The sequence below is a fragment of the Psychrobacter okhotskensis genome (assembly GCF_965638355.1).
GTDB classification, from domain to species: Bacteria; Pseudomonadota; Gammaproteobacteria; order Pseudomonadales; family Moraxellaceae; genus Psychrobacter; species Psychrobacter okhotskensis.
Genome location: NZ_OZ281822.1, coordinates 1,275,952 through 1,294,201 on the forward strand (window position 1 = coordinate 1,275,952; position 18,250 = coordinate 1,294,201).

Consider the following 18,250-nt stretch of genomic DNA (forward strand, 5'->3'; position numbering starts at 1 on the left):
TCAATAAAAAACCCAAGCCTACTATGAACTGACCCCCGAAACTTGGACGGTTTAATTAAAGATAGTACTGAGCTCTGTATTGTACAGGGCTCAGTCCTTTTAGTTTAAGCTGAATTCTCTCATGATTATAATAATGCATATACTCATGAATCTGTTTCTCTAAATCTTCAATGGTTTTCGGCTTCTTAATATAAATCGTCTCACACTTTAAAGACCCAAAGAAGCTTTCCATCAATGCATTGTCTAAGCAGTTCCCTTTTCGGCTCATACTTTGCTTAATGTTATTCTCTTTAAGCGTATTCGCAAACGCTTTCATCTGATAATGCCATCCTTGATCTGAATGCAGCGTGAGCTGCTCGGTGCGCTTTGTTGGTATGCCCTTAAGCGCACAATCAAGCATCTGTTTGACCAAGTCATAGACAGGTCGTTTTGATAGCTGGTAGCTGACAATCTCATTATTAAAGCAGTCAAGTATCGGTGATAAATATAGCTTGTCATCGCCGACTTTAAATTCAGTAATGTCTGTCAGCCATCTGCGATTGGGCGCACCCGCCCGAAACTTGCGCTTGACTCTATTCTTAGCAATGACGCCGCACGCTCCTTTATAGGATCGGTACCTTTGTCGTCTGATTCTCGCTGTCAGCTTAAGCTGTCCCATCAGCCGTGCAATCAGTTTGTGGTTAAGAATGAGACCCTCATTCTTAAGGGTTTGGGTGATTCGACGGTAGCCATATCGACCTTTATGCTGATGATAGATATCACTAATACGCTGTTTGAGTTCGGCGTATTTATCTTGACTACTAAGACTCGCCCTATGGTAGTAGAAACTACTCCGCGCAAGCTTTGCTATGCTGAGTAAGTCAGATAACGTGTGCTTTAGTCTCAATCCTTCGATGAGCCTTGCTTTGTCGCGGCTTGTTCCCTTTCCCGAAGCAAGGCATCAAGCTTTTTTAGATAGGCATTCTCCGCTCGTAGATATGCGTTTTCACGTTTGAGCTCTGCTAGTGTCTTTTCATTATCGGGTTTGTCTGTGATAAAAGAGGTCATGGGATGACTACCTTTATATTTGGATGTGAGTCCAGACATACCATGGAGCCTGTAAGCTTTATGCCAGTGGCTAATAAGCGCAGGTGAGCTGATATTAAACCTAAGGGCAGTTTCAGATTGACTTAATCCTTCTGCTAACATCACAGCGATCACTTTATACTTAAAGTCGCTACTGTATTTAGTTTTATTAGTCTTAGGTTTGATGGCGTCTATACCACTATGCTGATACTGCTGAACCCACTTAGATACCATTTTGTTATCAAGTCCAAACTTCTCACCTGTCGCACCGCTACTATGTCCTTGACGATAGTATGCTATGACTTTGATCTTAAAGTCCTTAGATTAACACATGAAGTGCAATACCAAATGTGAGGTGAAAAAAAGACCTAGATGCGCTAGCATCAAAGTCTTTATCCACCGACCAAAGTGAGATTGCAACCATAAACTATACGCATCTAAGCCTAGGGGAACGATACCAGATTTATGCCCTTATAGGGGCAGAACATAGTATTAATTTTATAGCGCGGGCGTTAAACAGAAGTCCCAGTACCATATTAAGAGAAATCAGACGCAATAAAAGCCTGCGCGGTTACCGAGTCAATAACGCTCACAAGAAAGCTTGTGCAAGACGATCAAACAATGCGCTCAGCATCATCGCTGACGTATGGGACTGGGTCACAGACAAGCTTAAAGAGAACTGGAGTCCCCAGCAAATAGCAGGTGTTCATGGTGGACTCAGTCATATGAGCATTTATCGCTATATATGGACAAACAAGCGTAAGGGCGGCAGGTTATGGCAGTGTCTCAGACGTAAAGCCAAGCCTTATCGGCAGCGTTTAACTGCTGAGACTCGTGGTCGTATTAATGACAGAGTCTCTATCCATGAGCGCCCCTCCATCGTTGATGCGCGCACGCGGATTGGCGACTGGGAGGCGGATACCATTATCGGTCAGCATCACAAGCAAGCGATTGTCACGCTCGTTGAACGTAAAACAGGGCTGCTGAAGATGAAACGTGTGGATAATAAAACGGCACAGCAAGTATCAGAGGCAATGATAGAGCTCTTAAAGCCAGTGAGGTTGCAGGTTAAGACCATTACCTCTGACAATGGTAAAGAGTTTGCTCAGCATAAAAAGGTGAAACAAAAGCTCTTTAGCTCTTTCTTCTTTGCCGATGCTTATGCGTCATGGCAGCGAGGAACCAACGAAAATACCAACGGCTTGATCAGAGAGTATCTGCCTAAAGGCTGTGACTTTAGACAAGTCTCTGATGATGAGATGCAGGACATTGAGAACAAACTAAATAACAGACCAAGAAAACGCTTAGGGTTTAAAACGCCTATGCAGGCGTTCTATAATATTAATTAGCGTTGCACTTGGTGTGTTAATCTAAGGTCTATGTCGTATTTCATAAAATAACCCCCAGAAGTTGTGTCCAACTTATGGGGGTCAGTTCACTATTAGACTTGGGTTTAATATTTAACGATATCTCATAGATTTAAGAAGACTTATTTAGCAACTTTATCATCTTGATTGAGTTGAACGTATTTATCAAAGTTTTGCGCATAATCGGTTAAGTTATCACTTAGCATCTGGCGATATTGTTTGACATAGAACTCGACGATATCGTCTTTTTCTTTGGCAAAGTCATCGCCTTTAACAAAACCGATAGAGGCCACTGAGGCGCTATAACGCGCGGCGGCGTACAATAAAGACGCGCCGACTTGACCTGAATGAGCATCAGGTCCCAATTGACTGTTTGCTACACCGATGATGGCATCCGCACGTTGATAAAATGCCTGCATTTCAGGGGTGATTTCAACATTAGCATCAACATTGTTGTCTTGAGTGTTGCTGTCTTGAATATTGTCTTGAGACATAAGCAATTCCTAATAAGTATCGGTAATTTTCAATTTATAGAGACGGTCTGTATGTAAGAGACTAAGGGGCATCAGGTAATATTTTACAACCCTGCGTCTGCTTTTAAGATTTCAGCTTTGTCTGTTTTTTCCCACGTAAAGGCAGTTTCAGAGCCGGGACGACCGAAATGGCCAAACGTCGCAGTCTGCTGATACATAGGCTGCAATAAGTTCAGCATACGGGTAATGCCATAAGGGCGCAGATCAAAATGGGTACGAATCAGGCGAATGATCTCGTCATGGCTGATGTTGCTAGTACCAAAGGTGTTGACCGAGATAGACGTCGGTTCAGCGACCCCAATGGCATAGCTCACTTGTACTTCACAGCGGTCAGCCAGTCCCGCAGCGACGATGTTTTTGGCCACATAACGCACGGCATAAGCGGCGCTGCGATCTACTTTTGAAGGGTCTTTGCCACTAAAAGCGCCGCCGCCATGACGTGCCATGCCGCCATAAGTATCAACGATGATTTTACGACCTGTTAATCCAGCATCACCAACTGGCCCACCAATGACAAATTTGCCCGTGGGATTGATATGGTAGCGAGTGCCAGCATGCAGTAGATCCGCTGGTAATACTTGCTTAATGATAGATTCCATCACCGCTTCTTGCAGATCTGCCTGCGAGATACTAGGGTCATGCTGGGTCGATAGGACGACAGCATCGATAGCAATAGGACGAGTGCCATCATATTTTAAGGTCACTTGCGCCTTGGCATCGGGACGTAACCATGGTAGCTCACCTGCGCGGCGTAACTCAGACTGACGCTCCATTAAGCGATGGGCATATTCAATAGGGGCTGGCATCAATACTTCAGTCTCGTTGCTGGCATAGCCAAACATCAAGCCTTGATCGCCTGCACCTTGCTCTTCAGGATCGCTACGATCGACACCTTGGGCAATTTCTGGAGATTGCTTACCAAGCATGTTGATGACCGCACAGGTCTCGCCATCAAAACCCAAGTCTGAATGGTGATAACCGATACCATTGACGGTATCACGTACGATACGCTCAACATCGATATTTGCCGTCGTGGTCACTTCACCTGCCAATATCACGGCACCGGTTTTAACCAAAGTTTCGCAGGCAACGCGGGCATGAAGATCTTCACGTAAGATGGCATCAAGGATAGCGTCTGATATTTGGTCAGCCATTTTATCAGGATGGCCTTCGCTCACAGATTCTGAGGTAAATAAGTTGTATTCGCGCATAGTTGGATCGCTTAATGGCAAGGACTGTAATCTATAAACTCAGTCATGATTAAATGTTAACGGAAAAATAAGGCAAAAGTGAATCAAAAAATTATGACATTTTACCGTGAATTGAGTGAAAACTCTAGCGATGGATAATACTAAGAAGTAACTAGGCATGGGTTAGCCACGGTAAAAGTCATCAATATCGCTATTTTCTTGCCAGCGATATTCAGTATAGTGAGCGATCTGACGAGCCGTCTCTATATCATGTCTATCAGTGATAAAGCCAAGCGCCATATCCATGCCAGCACTAACCCCTGAAGAAGTATAAAACTTGCCATCGACGACCCAGCGCGCTTGCTCTACCCAATCAACTTTATCAGACTGCGATATTACCCATTGCCATGAGAGCTTATTAGACGTTGCGCGCTTGCCATCCAGAACACCAGCTTTAGCCAATAATGCACTGCCTGTACAAACGCTAAGCGCCCAATCAGCGTGCTCAACCAATGCCCTAAGCGCCTGCAAAAACGGCTTGTGATAGACTTGCTGGCGAGTACCCATCCCGCCAACCATCAATACAATATCAGTCTGATACGCCAATTCTGTGACAGCGACCGTTTGCATCGCAACGCCATGCTTACTGCGAATGATACCACCACTCAGTGAGGCAAATTGCAGACGATAGTGCTCAGGCAAGCAGCCAAACATCTCGATAGGCCCAAACAAATCCAAAGTTTCAAAATCATCAAAGAGTAGAGCAGTCAGCGTATGCATTAGGATTCCTTAATTCTAAATAAAGAATGGTTATAATTCCAAAAACTATGATCTTAAAAACTATAATCTTAAAAACTACAATTCCAAAAAATATAATCCTGAAAGCTATAGTTCTAAAAACTTGGCTTTGTCCTTAAACATACATTCCTCATAAACAGGGCAAGCACCGCATTTGGGTGTGCGAGCCTGACAGGTATAGCGGCCATGCAAAATCAGATAATGATGCGCATCTACGATAAAGTCATCTGGGATACGTTCGACCAGCTTGTTTTCAACGATTAACACGTTTTTACCAGTGGCGAGGCCAGTACGATTGCCGACGCGAAAGATATGCGTATCGACTGCCATGGTCAGCTGCCCAAAAGCGGTATTTAAGACCACATTGGCAGTTTTACGTCCAACGCCAGCGAGTGATTCTAAGTCCTTACGATTATCAGGAACGGTACTATTAAATTTCTCAATCAAATCTTGGCAGGTTTTAATGACGTTTTTGGCTTTGGCATTATATAAGCCAATATTTTTGATATAGGATTTTAAACCCTCTTCACCCAATGCCAAGATGGCTTCAGGGGTATTCGCCACAGGATATAATTGCTTGGTGGCAATATTGACACTGACATCCGTCGCTTGTGCCGATAAGATGACGGCAATCAGTAGCTCAAAATTACTTCTATAATGTAATTCCGTGACCGGCTCATCAATCGTTGCTGCCAACTTTTCAAAGAACGGACGGACGTCACGATTGGGCATACGCCGAGACGGCGGGGTATCGGCAGTTTTGTGTTTGACAGTTTTACTCATGGTATTTTTACTATGATTTTATTCGTTGGTTATTCAGAAGTGAGTACTCGCTATTAAAGTTGTGCAAGTTCAGTTTTTAATCCTTCAAGTTCTATTTTTTTGCGCTCATTTGGACGCACATTTAACTGCTTTTCTAATTTTTTAATTTTACTGCGCAGCTTGGCAGCGGCAATGGTGTTTTTTGCTTGAGCTTCACTGATATCTATAGACTGACTGGCGGCATTATTCAGTTTTGCCTCTACCATACTGACAACAGGCTTGCTATTGCTGCTGTCAGCAAGCTGCTCAGTGACGCGCCTAAGGTGCGTATGATAGCGCAGCCTTAAATCCTCTTGTTCTGCCTCGCGCTCAGAGATAGACAGCTCGCGCTCAATTGTGACTAGGTCAATGCAATCGACTGGGCAAGGGGCGATACAAAGCTCGCAGCCCGTGCACAAGTCCGTAAAAATAGTATGCATGTGCTTGCCAGTACCGACGATGGCGTCAACAGGACAGGCGGGTATGCATTTGGTGCAGCCGATACAGTCATCTTCACGGATAACGGCACGTACCTCGGTCGGTCGCGTCGATGTGGCGTCTATCGGCCACTGAGATGGCGCGGCTCTAAGGGTTGTTGTAGCGCTGGCGGGATTGACGATTTGCGCAATAGCATCAGTAACTGGTTGACCGCCCGGCACACATTTATTGTATGGCTCGTTATCCACTACAATCGCGGTAGCATAAGGCAAGCAACCGTCCGGATGTTCGCACAGACCGCACTGCGTCTGCGGCAGACAGGCATCAATACGGGCAATTTTTGCCTGCATATCAGCAGGCAATGTCTCGATACGCAAGGTATCGAACAGGATTGGCAGATTGATTAGGCGAATATTACGACTGCTTTGCATTTAATTAAAAACCTTAACATCAGTCATCAAGACTGTCGTTATTAAAATAGATATAAATATTGAAATGATTGTCTTTTAATCTAGTTATATAGTCAACCTACTATAGTGCGATGCCTTGCTCATGGGCAATCTTGGCAATCAGCTCGTAGGCAATGCTGCCCTTAAACGGTATTTTGGGCAGATTAGAGAGGTCAAAAAAATCGGCGTGCGACAGCTCATCTTCTTGTATTACAATATCGCCAGCCGCATAAGATGCGCGAAAACCAAGCATTAAATTGGAAGGAAATGGCCATGGCTGACTGCTGACATAGCGAATATCTGATAGGCTGATGTTGACCTCTTCTGCCACTTCACGAACGACCGCATGCTCTAGACTTTCACCCACTTCTACAAAACCTGCAATCAAGCCGTACATGAGAGGACGTTTTTGTTCTCCATGGCGGTGGTGGTGTGCGAGCAAAATTTGCATCTCTCCCGTCTGTGGATTGGGGCGAGTGATAGCCGTGATAACGCAAGGCTGGACACGGGGGTATTGGCGTAATCGGCATACTGGACAGACCATGGCGCGCTCATCTGCTGTGGCATGAACGACTGGGGATGCGCAGCGACTACAAAACTGCGTATCGGTTTGCCAGCGTAACAACTGTATTGCTTGGCTAATCTGAGCCGATAAGGCGGCAGGTAGCTGGGTGATAAGCTGTCGATACGGCACAAAAGCGTTCCCGCTGCCCTCTGCAGTAATAGGCAATACGATATCATGCGCGATCGCATAGTCATAAGTGATGGCATTGGCTACTGGTGCAGTAAAAGTGGCAGCCTCAGACTCAGTAACAACTAAATTCTCTGTACCATCATTAACCCTATTATCAGCATCGGACTGCCAGTGACTTGGTGCTAGGCTTTCGAGTAGGGCGACGTTGCCTATTTGATAGGCGGGCACTGGTAGGTTGCCATTGTCGTTTGCATTTGACGATGGTGGTAGTTGGATTTGTAATGGCCACCAACCGTCAATCGTCTGATGGCAGAGGACAGTATCATCACTAAATACAAAAGCACGAGTCATAAGCAGGTTTCCAAACAGTCTAAAGTAAGTACGTAGCAAATGAAGAGCGAACTTGCTTTAAGTGGCTGTTTTGAAGTAACTATTTCAAAAGTAACATTCAAAAGTAACATTCAAAATCAATCGTTATCACAGCGCCGTCGCCGCTATCATTCTTAAGCGGCAAGTAATTGGCTTAAGCTTTGTTGACCAACATCAAGCGCCTGTTTACTCACGGGACGATTGTGCTCAAAACCATCTAAATGATGATCGACAGCCATAATCACATCAGCGATATAAGCCAGCGTACTATCATCGATACGGTGTCCGCTTTCGATGCGCTGCTGTATATAATTGGCCAATTGGCTCAGCATGCTAGCTGGGGTCGGCAGTTGCAAAAAGCGTACCGCGCCTGCCACTTGGCGTAGCATTTCAGGTATATTCTGAATATTGAGCATATCGCGCTCAGGCTCAGATAAATAATCATTAATCGCTTGCTCAGCACTGGCGATAGCCGTACGACTTTCTTGTATTAACGTATCATAGGCAGTATTGAGCTGATGCAATGAGATATGGGGGTTGTTCAGCGGCAGATAGATAGCCCCAGGGGTATGCATCTCAGCCATGGAAATAGTGGCATTTTCAGCATGCATCAATGCCAAGAGTAAATGATCGAAATCTTCAGGCGAGGGCGCACGCCACTTGCTTACCGCGTCGGCTGCTGTACTCAGGCTGCTCGCGGCATTTGACAGTCCCAACAAGCGTAATGCTGAGCCCAGTACCGTCAGCTGTTCGATAATTTGTGCCGTCTGCATATCAGCAGGATTGAGCGAATCACCACGCGCGTAGCTATCCACATCTTCTTTAATCGTATTGATTTGAGTCTGAATAATAGCGTTTAAAGTGTCTGTCAGCGCGCGGTTAGGACCGAATAAGAAGCGCTTCATTTGTTCGCGCTGTGGGTCTTCTAATTGGTTGACCGCATATTGTTCACGCAGCAGTTGCGCCGCTTCATTATCACGCTGACAGGCAAAGCTGACTAGATCAGCAAAACGCGTGTCCATGATAGGTAGATAGCTCTGGAACTGCTGCTCTAAATAAATAAGCGTATGCTTTTGGCTGAGGTTAAGCGGCAAAATGGTCGCGATATCAGTGACAGCGGCGGCGGCAGCTTGCCAGAATAGACTCTTGCTCTGAGCAGCTATCAAAGCACAAGCAGCACTCATGGCATCTAATTTTTTCTGAGCGTCTTGAGTCACTACGCCATCTTGGTTGAGCAGTGCAATACCAAGACCACTACGATACGCATACGTCAGTAGCTCACTGTCAAGGTTAAGCTCTTGTAAGGGCTGAAAGTTCTTTTCAGGGTTGGCAATAATGACACTACTACTACCAAACTTCGCAAAATAATCCGATTCGATTGGCGCTAGCTGCCCATGAGCATTAAGCTTATTAATGATTGGTAATAATAAAGTCGGCTCTACTGACTCTGTCAACAGTACAAATTCCACATAACGATCGAGGGTCATGATGGCTTCTGATAAATCCATAATCAAGGCAGTATCATTATTATCACCACTGTCATAAAGGCGCTGCAGACCATTGACGATGGCGGTATTTAACACTTCTGCACCAACCAAAGAAATCAGCTCAAAAATACAAGACAGCTGCTTTAGCACGGTAATAGAGTCTAATAATAAAGGCGCTTGACTGTTATCATCGTTAAATTCGCTTAGATGAATCTCAGTGTCTTTAAGGGTGACGATAATTTCATCATGCAACAAATGTAGCGATGGCAAATTAAAGTCAGTAACGCTAAGCGTGGGAGCAGTTAATTTCATTTGGGCAGACTGGTTCATAGGTGTTTTTCCATAACGTACTGATGAAAATAGCGATCATTTAGAGGATGAGTTAACAGGCGTTTATGCGTAAAGGCTAACGCTTATAACAATCAAGACTACCGTATCCAAATGTCAGTATAAGAGGTTATTTTAATCACGTGCTACATGTTTGCTTTTAATTCAGGATATTGTTCGGCCAACTCGCTATACCACTGCTGGCTGGCCATCTCATCGGTGGGTGACACTAATAATAAGGACGCCAAATTAGCAAAGCTGGCGTGGGCTGTTTGTCCGCCGTCTGCTTGTGAGTCTTCTTCGATGGCGAGGGTGACCTGACCGCCCGTCATTGCTAGATAGACTTCAGCTAAAATCTCGGAATCCAATAATGCCCCGTGGAAAGTACGGTCTTGTTTACCGACATCTAAGCGGCGCACGAGGGCATCTAGGGTGTTTTTTTGTCCTGGATATTGCTGTTTGGCCATGACTAGCGAGTCAGTGACTTTTACCCGCTGTGCAAAGTCATGCATGCCAACTTTAGCGAACTCCATGTTTAAGAAGTTCATATCAAAGGTGGCGTTGTGAGCGATGATTTCAGCACCGTCCATAAAGTCATAGAGCGACTGAGCGACTTGATCAAAGGTTGGCTTGTCGGTTAAAAACGCTTCAGAGATACCATGAATGCGAATCACTTCCTCATCCATCCCGCGCTGCGGGTTGATATAGACGTGTAGCTTTTCACCGGTGAATTTGCGCCCGATCATCTCAACAATACCAACTTCAATGATACGGTCACCTTTTTGTGGATCAAGTCCGGTGGTCTCGGTATCCATAATGAGCTGGCGATCGGACTCGTGACGGTGTATCGGCTTGGGTAGCAATGGCTTAAAATATGGATTGGCACGACTGGTGTCACCATCAAATTTTGGCTCATCAGTTGCCATATCTGGATTATCATTATTTATTATGGTGTCAGTCGTCATCGTCTGGGCTTCTGGCATGTTGGGGGTACTCATTGGTTTGCTAGCATTGTCATGGCTTTGTTCGTCTAATAAAGGGTTGTCGAATGGTTCATCATCGAGGACTTCTTCATCAAGCGCTTCTTCGTCAAGCGCTTCTTCGTCAAGCTCATCATCGATATCAAGACCCAACGGATCATATTTTAGCCAGTCATCATTATTAGAGCCACTTTGATTAGAGGCGCTTTGATTAGAGCCACTTTGTGCTTTATCAGGCATTATTTGCTCTTTTTTTTTAGCCATTTCTTGCGACTCTATGCTCGATGATGCTTCACTACTGGACGTCACGCCTAAGTTTGCCAGCTCATCGGCTTTTTCATTGCCCGCATGTCCGGCGTGACCCTTCACCCAGTGCCAGTCAACATCGCGCTGTTGGCATAGCGCATCTAATTGTTGCCAAAGGTCTTGATTAGCGACGGGTTTTTTACTGGCTGTTTTCCAGCCTCGTTTTTTCCAGCCTTCAATCCATTCGGTAATGCCTTTTTTGACATAGCTGGAGTCTGTCCAAATCTCGAGGTTTTGCTCATGTGGACTATGAGTCAATGCTTGTATCGCGCCCATCAGCTCCATGCGATTATTGGTCGTTTCTTTATCGCCACCATATAAATCCTGCGTACGCCCATCACTGAATATCAAATGCGCGCCCCAACCACCAGCGCCCGGGTTGCCTTTGCAGGCGCCATCGGTGTAGGCCACTGTGGTGTTTGCTTTGGCGGCCAACGGATCAATCGCGTGGTCTTTATAACTATGTGGCGTAGAGGTACGATTGTCTGACATAAAAACTTTGTGACCTAATAAATGAGAAACGTAGGGTGGCGTTAAGAGATTTTGGGAGCACCATAAAAACAATAGCGGCGCACCACTTAACTGCGCTTGAGTATAACAAATCTATCGCTGATATGGGCAATCGTAACGCACAAAATCGCAAAACCACATATCATAATAGTAACCCTGCAGTTTTCTGTTAAAATAAGCAGGATTGCGCCAAGCTGACCAGCATTTGGCAGCACGAGCATCAACGTATTTAACCCAAAATAGCACTAGTAGCAATTCTCAAAGTAGCTGCGTCGTTTTAAAGATGAATGCATAAAAAATAGCGTAAACTGCCATTTAAATAACGATGGTCATGGCTACTTTTTCGCCATTAACAATTAAAATTAACGATACTGTTTATCAACGGCTTGCTTCCTAAAAGTTTTAATGCATGAATGCAGGATAACCCTATTATGTCCTTACGCTCAAACGTTTTTTATAAAAGATTGACGCTGTTGATGGTCAGTATCACGGCAAGCAGCGCGTTACTGTTGAGCGCTTGTAATGATAGTAATACCCAAGCCGATACCGACGTGGTTGAAGCCGCAGCAGATCTGTCTGTCTTTGAAGGCTGCTATACGGTCAGTCATGACGAGCCTGCGCAAATAAAAGTCAGTCAACAGGACGGCGCTTGGGTGATGCAAATGAAGGAGCCAGCAAGCGCCAAGCGTGTTTGGGATGACGCTGAACCGTTAGAAGTACTCGAAAATAGCGAGATACCCACGTTTTTCTCTATCGACCCTGACAATGTCGATGCAGTCATCGGCCGTCCCGATAGGGTGCTGGTACTGGCTCATGTGAAGCCTGTCTATGCCAATATCGATCCGCTACTGGACAGTGAGTATTTGTCGTATATCTATCGCGGTGCCAATACTATCTATCGCGTAGAGTGTGATGACGTTAATACTGATATTTTAGCCAATCCCCATGCCAATATCATCATTGATAATGTTGGTACAGGCAGCTAAGCATAGGTCATCGATTATAAACAATCTTTTGTTATAAGCAGTCTATTCTTATAAGTAGTCTTTTCTCATAAGTAGTCAAGTCATTAGAGTCAGGTAATATGAATTTTTTTAGTTATGTGGTGTTGGGTGGGTTTTCTTATGCGGCTGGTTGGGCGATAAGAAGCTATGTATTAAACAAAAAACCTGAACCTGAGCAGCCTTATAATCTTAAGCATCCAGCCATCTTGGCGTATTTGGGCGGGTTCTTTATTGTTATGCTCATTATCTCATGGCTCATCGGTCGCTACTTGCTTGGGCATACCGCTATCGATTTGCCGTTTATCATTATAAACAGCCTCGTTGCGACCTTTGTTTATTCATTCGGTCTTAATCCAGAAAAAGCCCGTTATGATGTGCCAGATTGATAAAGAGTTGAAAAGGTAAATGTATAAATAGCTTAAAAGGTTTCTATTCTAAGCTTGTAAAAAACACGGTCAGTGAGTGCCTCATTGATCGTGTTTTTTATAAGTGATTGTTTACTAGATTATTTATCTGTTTTCTTTGAGCTTTTACTTTTATCTTCTAGCTTTTTATCAGTCGGCTTTGAGGCAGCGTCTTTATTAGACTTTTCATCTTTAGAAGCTGTCTGCTCATCTTTCCAAGTTTTGTACTTGCGCAAGTCTTTTTCCATGAGCTTGAGACAAAATTTCAGTACCAATGCATCATCGATTTGACCGATAAAGGGAATAAAATCTGGAATGATGTCAATAGGGTTTAGGACATAGAGCAGACCGACCACTGCCGCAGAAATAGTTTTGTAGGGAATATCGCGATAGTTGCCTTGATAATAATCTTTGACTAAACTCATCAGCAGTAGCAAATCCTTAGCATAACGCTCAAGGCCGCGACCATTTTCGAGCTGGTCATTGAGCTTATCTTCTTTACCTAAAATGACCTTAATACTGTCTATCAGGCTTTTATTATCTTTCTCTTTGTCAGCCATACTCATATTCCTTATTTTTTGTTAAAGACTATTGAACGCCCTTTACTATAACAAGAGTAGCGACTTCAGCCAAATAAGACTGTGAGTGATTCTGTATCGTTTTGTTGACTATAGCAGCGATAGATTGAGCTGAGCTAAACCATCCTAAGACGCGATATTGTCCAAACCTGCGTTATAATCCAGTTTATGAGATCTTATAAAACAAATATTTAACGTGTGCTAAAGACGTCTGTCCAACAGACCCTAGCTGCATGGCAAAAAAGGTAGAATAATGACTAAGAAATTTTCTGAGCTGAATCGTCGCCAGTTTTTACGTCAAGTCGGAATCAGCGCAGGGGCAGGGCTGTTAGCGACCCAAAGCATTACTCAAGCACTGGCTGCTAATACTACTGGGCAAGATAACAGCACGCAATTTACCAAAGATGATCTGCCAACGGCGTTGATGGATGAGAGCCTGCCATCAGGACAAGCACAACAAGCAGCGCCCGAAACATTGCAGGTGCAAACGAGTTGTATCACGCCAAATATTGAGACGCGGCTTTTTGCCAGCTCCAATGTCGGCGGTAGTGACGAGCGTAATGAGTTGGCGTTAGATCGCATGGCTTGTGCGGGCTTTAAGGTGGATAATCCTGCGATTACCAAACGGCAGTATTTACGCTTTGCAGGTACAGATTCGCAGCGCGCTAGTGATTTGCAAAACATTGCTACGGGTGCGATTAAAGCGCCTAAACTGCTACTTGGTGTACGCGGCGGCTATGGTGCGATGCGTTTATTGCCGATGGTTGATTGGTCAACTTTAGGTCGTATTATGAAGGAGCGCGGCACGATACTGGCGGGCTTTAGCGATGTGACCGCGATTCAGTGTGCGCTACTGGCAAAAGGCGGTATGAGCTCACTTGCCGCGCCGATGCTCTATAGCGAGTTTGGCAAAACCAAACCCGACCAAGTCAGCTGTCGCCAATTTGTAGAAGCATTAACCAATCCCAATCTGACTATCAATATAGCAGATGCGTCGTTAACCAGTGTAAATTTACCCAGTATTCTGACAAATTCTGAGCCAAAAAATCTAACCGGCACTATGTGGGGTGGCAATCTAAGCGTGGTATCGGCGCTGGCAGGTAGTGAGTATTTGCCACGTATTGCTGGCGGTATCGTATTTTTAGAAGACGTCGGCGAGCAAGCTTACCGCATCGAGCGCATGCTCTATGATTTGTATTTGGCAGGGGTGTTTAAAGGTCAGCAAGCGATTGTATTCGGTGCGTTATCGGGTAGCGGTGAGGACAGTTATGATAAGCGTTATGATGTCGCCACCGTCATTCGTCAATTGCATCAGCTGACAGGATTGCCGATTTATAGCGGCATGCGCTTTGGTCATATTGGGCAAAAGCACAGCTTTACACTTGGCGCGATGTGTCAGATTAGTCCAAATACAGTTGGTGGCTATCAATTGGCATTTAGCGATTATCCAACGATTAAAGCCGATGCCATTCATGTCGAAGGCTTGTGGCAAAAAAGTTTAAGCCTATAGTCAAATCCAAATAAATCAGATACGTAGTTATCAGGTCGCTCAATGAAACGTTGTTTTTCTTGCGTGCTGTGCCTACGCCGACAGAGGCTACAAAAAACAACGTTTCATCTCGCTGTATCGTTTTTATATCGAATGAATTATATAAAAATTGTTGCTGTGATAAATTTATTGCAGCCACGTATTACTTCTAAAAAGTCTACTATCAAGTTAAATCGCCAGTCGTGAAAATTTATCCTGATATTCTTTCGGGGTTAGCTCAGTAGCGCGTTTAAACAGCCGCGTAAATGACGAGATATCATCATAGCCGACTTGCTCAGCTAGCGATTTTATCGTCACATCGCCCAATTCCAGTAAGCGCTTGGCCTGCTCAATTCGTACTGCTTGAATATACTCAATTGGGCGCATAGTAACGCATGACTGAAAACGCCTGTTTAAGGTGCGCGGGGTGATATTCACCATAGCAGCCAAATTGCTCACCTGCATAGGTTGTTTGAAGTTTTCCTCGATAAATTCTTGTACCTGCTTAACCAACTGGTCAGCATGTGGTTTATGCAAGGTTACATTGGTATAGCTGTTTTGATTGCCGCGTTTACTATCAATAATTTGAGTTTTTGCCACTTGGGTAGAAATCTCACGTCCGCAATACCGCTCGATTAATAATAGTCCCAAGTCATAAAAGGCGCTACCGCCTGCCGCACAGAATATATTGCCAGATTGATTCTTTGATTGAGTGACAAACTGGTTTTCCTGCAAATCAACCAATGGAAAATCGGTCTTAAACTTACGGGCATAACCCCAATGGGTGGTGGCTACTTTGCCATCGAGCAAGCCTGCTTTTGCCAAAAAGAAAGCCCCGCTACAATTACTAGCGATATCCGCCTTGGTATTCGCCAGTCGCTTGATGTGTGAAATTAAATCGCTATTTTGGCTCAATACTTTATCAATTGAATCGCCAATGGTTGGAATTAATAGTAAGTCGCACTCTGTGACTTCCTGAATATCGCAATGCGCTCGCATAATCAAACGGTTGCTGCATCTGATATCCGCGCCACCTAAGCTTGCAATCTGCACGTCAAACCTTGGTTCTACTGCCTCATCCAAGAATCGCTGCCAGCTGACGCCAGTAAACGAAAATAAATCTAGCGCCCCAGCAAGCACACTACCGAGCACGCCATCGAAGCCAACGATAATCACTTTAAACGGTTTGAAGTAGGGCAAAATTTGGCTTCCTTTAAGTGTATGCAAATTTATAGCTGATATTCACCAGCCGCACGATACGTAATTTGAAATTCACTCACTATAGGTTAGAGAAGATGTCTTATTTGACCATAATTATGTCATAAATGACAATACGGCAAGGCGTTAAATTAGATTAATATCAATGAATCATCAAATTTAATGAGTTAACGAGAATACTATGGCAGCAGATACGCTTATCAATGACTTTGAGTTACCGTTCCAACTATATGATGTATTGGGCACTGAACATTTAACCGAGCATCCGAAGTTTGCAGAACACAGCCGCGAAACCTTTGATGCGGTATTAGGCACCGCCAATAAAATCGCGACCAATTTATTCTTGCCCCATAACCATGTGGCAGATAAAAACGAGCCACAGTTCGATGGCAAAAAAGTCAGCATGATAAGTGACGTAAAAGTCGCCTTTGATGCGTTCCGCGAGTCGGGTTTCATCGCTGGTCGTTATAGCTTTGACGATGGTGGCATGCAATTACCCGAAACGGTTATGACCGCAGTGGCAGGCTATTTTATGGCGGCCAACCCATCAACGACGGCTTATCCGTTTTTGACCACGGCGGCGATTAATGTTATCTCACATTTCGCCAGTGATGAGATTAAAAATGCCTTTATGCCGCGTATGCTAACGGGTGAATTTACCGGCACCATGGCGTTAACCGAGCCGCATGCTGGCTCATCGCTTGCCGATATCAAAACTACCGCTGTTAAACAAGACGACGGCAGCTATCGCGTAAAAGGCAGCAAGATTTATATCTCAGCAGGCGATCACGAATTGTCTGACAATATCGTGCATTTGGTCTTAGCTAAAGTGCCCGGCGGTCCTGGTGGCGTCAAAGGTATTTCTTTATTTGCCGTGCCGAAGTATCGTTTAAATGACGATGCATCGGTCGGCGAGCGCAATGATGTACATTTAACCGGACTCATTCATAAGCTTGGCTATCGAGGCGCGACTTCCACGGCATTAAGCTTTGGTGATGCAGGCGAGTGCTATGGCTATCTTATCGGCGAAGAGCATTTTGGTCTGCGTTATATGTTTAAGATGATGAATGAAGCGCGCATCGCGGTTGGCTTTGGCGCAGCGATGATTGGCTATCGTGGTTATCAATACTCGCTCGATTATGCCAAAGACAGAACACAGGGCAGAATCGCGCCCAATAATAAGCCTGAAGATGCAGCAACGGCGATTATCCAGCATGGCGATGTGAAGCGTATGTTGTTGGCGCAAAAAGCCTATAGCGAGGGCGGTATCTCGCTGTGTTTATACGGCTCAAACCTGATCGACCGTATCAATACTTGTGAAGATGCAACACTAAAAGCTGAGCTATCAGAGTTATTGGACTTGCTCACGCCAGTGTTAAAAGCATGGCCATCTGAATATGGTCCAAAAGCCAATGATTTAGGCATTCAAGTATTGGGCGGCGCAGGTTATACGCGTGAATATCAAGCCGAGCAGTTTTGGCGTGACAATCGTCTCAATCCCATTCATGAAGGCACAAATGGCGTGCAAGCGTTAGATTTGTCATTCCGTAAGTTATGGCAAAACAAGGGTCTTGGTATTCAAATTCTAAAACGTGAAATTACCCAAGACTTAGAAAGTATCAGCACACCAGAAACCGCCAAACTTGCCGGTAAATTGATGCCTTATATGGGTCATCTGCATGAAGTATTGGTACATCTAAGCAAAATCCTGCAAACGGAAAAAGCACTTACATTAACGGGTAACGCACAAGCACTAATGAATATCTTTGCCTCTATCGTGGTCAGCTGGATTTGGATTCGCCAAGCGAGTAAAGCTGAGCAATTGCTAAGCGAGACAACAGATATTGAAAAGCAAAACTTCTATCAAGGTAAAATCCAAGCAGCAAAATACTTTATCGATTGGGAGTTGCCGTTAATCAATCGTGATATCGAACTGCTAAATAATGACAATGCGGTATGTACCAATATGCAAGCAGAATGGTTTTAAGTAATTGTTTGGAATGTTTTCAATATAAGAACATGCCTGAACAATACGACTAATGTGATGCTGGGATGAATTTTTCGAAGCCTCTGGAGTGCAAAGCGCACAGCAAGCGAGAAAAATTTATCCCAGAAGAACGCTTTTTAATATATTTGGCTTATTTTGAATAAACTCTTTTTAAGCAAACGATACCAATGGCTTTTTATAAAAATTTAAAGGAATA

17 protein-coding genes are annotated in these 18,250 nt (G+C 44.4%); 5 read left to right on the forward strand and 12 right to left on the reverse strand.

What is annotated here, in order from left to right; all coding sequences use genetic code 11:
* Nucleotides 1-55 precede the first annotated feature (55 nt).
* Both ACSUPM_RS05485 and ACSUPM_RS05490 read right to left on the reverse strand, forming a co-directional pair.
* A complete protein-coding gene (locus tag ACSUPM_RS05485) occupies nt 56-886 on the reverse strand; it encodes an IS3 family transposase (RefSeq protein WP_436880261.1) in 831 nt (276 codons plus the stop codon).
* Nucleotides 883-1,374 carry a helix-turn-helix domain-containing protein gene (locus tag ACSUPM_RS05490; RefSeq protein ID WP_436880316.1) on the reverse strand — a complete coding sequence of 164 codons (492 nt, stop codon included), beginning with the start codon at nt 1,372-1,374 and terminating at the stop codon, nt 883-885. The genes ACSUPM_RS05485 and ACSUPM_RS05490 overlap by 4 nt, the downstream gene beginning before the upstream one ends.
* Nucleotides 1,375-1,487: 113 nt before the next feature.
* Between ACSUPM_RS05490 and ACSUPM_RS05495 the strand changes: the two genes are divergently transcribed.
* Nucleotides 1,488-2,414, forward strand: coding sequence for an IS30 family transposase (locus ACSUPM_RS05495; protein ID WP_160020909.1), 927 nt, complete (start codon nt 1,488-1,490; stop codon nt 2,412-2,414).
* A gap of 140 nt (nt 2,415-2,554) precedes the next feature.
* Here the strand turns inward: ACSUPM_RS05495 and ACSUPM_RS05500 are convergent, their stop codons facing one another.
* From ACSUPM_RS05500 to dnaQ, 8 genes are all read right to left on the reverse strand, one after another.
* A complete protein-coding gene (locus ACSUPM_RS05500; RefSeq protein WP_173239734.1) occupies nt 2,555-2,851 on the reverse strand; it encodes a DUF3144 domain-containing protein in 297 nt (98 codons plus the stop codon).
* Nucleotides 2,852-3,009: 158 nt separating this feature from the next.
* A complete protein-coding gene (gene metK, locus ACSUPM_RS05505) occupies nt 3,010-4,176 on the reverse strand; it encodes a methionine adenosyltransferase (RefSeq protein ID WP_025650834.1) in 1,167 nt (388 codons plus the stop codon).
* Between the two features lie 162 nt (nt 4,177-4,338).
* Nucleotides 4,339-4,935: a DJ-1/PfpI family protein gene (locus ACSUPM_RS05510; RefSeq protein WP_101212026.1), complete on the reverse strand. Its 597-nt coding sequence runs from the start codon at nt 4,933-4,935 to the stop codon at nt 4,339-4,341.
* Nucleotides 4,936-5,040: 105 nt separating this feature from the next.
* The gene (gene nth, locus ACSUPM_RS05515; RefSeq protein WP_350587807.1) at nt 5,041-5,736 is read right to left on the reverse strand and encodes an endonuclease III; all 696 of its coding nucleotides are present in this window, start codon (nt 5,734-5,736) and stop codon (nt 5,041-5,043) included.
* Between the two features lie 53 nt (nt 5,737-5,789).
* Nucleotides 5,790-6,623, reverse strand: a complete 834-nt coding sequence (locus tag ACSUPM_RS05520; RefSeq protein ID WP_350587808.1) for an RnfABCDGE type electron transport complex subunit B — start codon at nt 6,621-6,623, stop codon at nt 5,790-5,792.
* A gap of 100 nt (nt 6,624-6,723) precedes the next feature.
* Complete coding sequence (nudC, locus tag ACSUPM_RS05525) at nt 6,724-7,686, reverse strand: NAD(+) diphosphatase (protein WP_201566027.1); 963 nt, start codon at nt 7,684-7,686, stop codon at nt 6,724-6,726.
* A 152-nt stretch (nt 7,687-7,838) separates the two neighbouring features.
* Nucleotides 7,839-9,521: a hypothetical protein gene (locus tag ACSUPM_RS05530; RefSeq protein WP_201576783.1), complete on the reverse strand. Its 1,683-nt coding sequence runs from the start codon at nt 9,519-9,521 to the stop codon at nt 7,839-7,841.
* Between the two features lie 143 nt (nt 9,522-9,664).
* Nucleotides 9,665-11,296: a DNA polymerase III subunit epsilon gene (dnaQ, locus tag ACSUPM_RS05535; protein ID WP_436880262.1), complete on the reverse strand. Its 1,632-nt coding sequence runs from the start codon at nt 11,294-11,296 to the stop codon at nt 9,665-9,667.
* A gap of 449 nt (nt 11,297-11,745) precedes the next feature.
* Here dnaQ and ACSUPM_RS05540 point away from each other — a divergent pair, with 449 nt between their 5' ends.
* Together ACSUPM_RS05540 and ACSUPM_RS05545 are read left to right on the forward strand one after the other, a co-directional pair.
* Complete coding sequence (locus tag ACSUPM_RS05540; protein WP_217271560.1) at nt 11,746-12,300, forward strand: hypothetical protein; 555 nt, start codon at nt 11,746-11,748, stop codon at nt 12,298-12,300.
* A 98-nt stretch (nt 12,301-12,398) separates the two neighbouring features.
* Nucleotides 12,399-12,704: a hypothetical protein gene (locus ACSUPM_RS05545; RefSeq protein WP_025650842.1), complete on the forward strand. Its 306-nt coding sequence runs from the start codon at nt 12,399-12,401 to the stop codon at nt 12,702-12,704.
* Between the two features lie 119 nt (nt 12,705-12,823).
* Here the strand turns inward: ACSUPM_RS05545 and ACSUPM_RS05550 are convergent, their stop codons facing one another.
* A complete protein-coding gene (locus tag ACSUPM_RS05550; protein WP_201576290.1) occupies nt 12,824-13,282 on the reverse strand; it encodes a YkvA family protein in 459 nt (152 codons plus the stop codon).
* 271 nt (nt 13,283-13,553) lie between these two features.
* On the opposite strand from ACSUPM_RS05550, the gene ACSUPM_RS05555 reads away from it, so the two are divergent.
* Nucleotides 13,554-14,810 carry an LD-carboxypeptidase gene (locus ACSUPM_RS05555; protein ID WP_350587815.1) on the forward strand — a complete coding sequence of 419 codons (1,257 nt, stop codon included), beginning with the start codon at nt 13,554-13,556 and terminating at the stop codon, nt 14,808-14,810.
* Nucleotides 14,811-15,017: 207 nt separating this feature from the next.
* Here ACSUPM_RS05555 and ACSUPM_RS05560 read toward each other — a convergent pair whose 3' ends face one another.
* Nucleotides 15,018-16,028 carry a GlxA family transcriptional regulator gene (locus ACSUPM_RS05560; protein WP_201583994.1) on the reverse strand — a complete coding sequence of 337 codons (1,011 nt, stop codon included), beginning with the start codon at nt 16,026-16,028 and terminating at the stop codon, nt 15,018-15,020.
* Nucleotides 16,029-16,227: 199 nt separating this feature from the next.
* Here ACSUPM_RS05560 and ACSUPM_RS05565 point away from each other — a divergent pair, with 199 nt between their 5' ends.
* Entirely contained in the window at nt 16,228-18,033 is a 1,806-nt protein-coding gene (locus ACSUPM_RS05565; protein ID WP_201583996.1) for an acyl-CoA dehydrogenase, read from the forward strand.
* Nucleotides 18,034-18,250: the final 217 nt, after the last annotated feature.

Coding starts and splice junctions, on each gene's coding strand:
- ACSUPM_RS05510 (WP_101212026.1), bottom strand. CDS start 4,935: ATGCATACGCTGACTGCTCTACTCTTTGATGATTTTGAAACTTTGGAT.
- ACSUPM_RS05540 (WP_217271560.1), top strand. CDS start 11,746: ATGTCCTTACGCTCAAACGTTTTTTATAAAAGATTGACGCTGTTGATG.
- ACSUPM_RS05520 (WP_350587808.1), bottom strand. CDS start 6,623: ATGCAAAGCAGTCGTAATATTCGCCTAATCAATCTGCCAATCCTGTTC.
- ACSUPM_RS05500 (WP_173239734.1), bottom strand. CDS start 2,851: ATGCAGGCATTTTATCAACGTGCGGATGCCATCATCGGTGTAGCAAAC.
- dnaQ (WP_436880262.1), bottom strand. CDS start 11,296: ATGTCAGACAATCGTACCTCTACGCCACATAGTTATAAAGACCACGCG.
- ACSUPM_RS05550 (WP_201576290.1), bottom strand. CDS start 13,282: ATGGCTGACAAAGAGAAAGATAATAAAAGCCTGATAGACAGTATTAAG.
- ACSUPM_RS05545 (WP_025650842.1), top strand. CDS start 12,399: ATGAATTTTTTTAGTTATGTGGTGTTGGGTGGGTTTTCTTATGCGGCT.
- nth (WP_350587807.1), bottom strand. CDS start 5,736: ATGAGTAAAACTGTCAAACACAAAACTGCCGATACCCCGCCGTCTCGG.
- ACSUPM_RS05530 (WP_201576783.1), bottom strand. CDS start 9,521: ATGAACCAGTCTGCCCAAATGAAATTAACTGCTCCCACGCTTAGCGTT.
- metK (WP_025650834.1), bottom strand. CDS start 4,176: ATGCGCGAATACAACTTATTTACCTCAGAATCTGTGAGCGAAGGCCAT.
- nudC (WP_201566027.1), bottom strand. CDS start 7,686: ATGACTCGTGCTTTTGTATTTAGTGATGATACTGTCCTCTGCCATCAG.
- ACSUPM_RS05565 (WP_201583996.1), top strand. CDS start 16,228: ATGGCAGCAGATACGCTTATCAATGACTTTGAGTTACCGTTCCAACTA.
- ACSUPM_RS05555 (WP_350587815.1), top strand. CDS start 13,554: ATGACTAAGAAATTTTCTGAGCTGAATCGTCGCCAGTTTTTACGTCAA.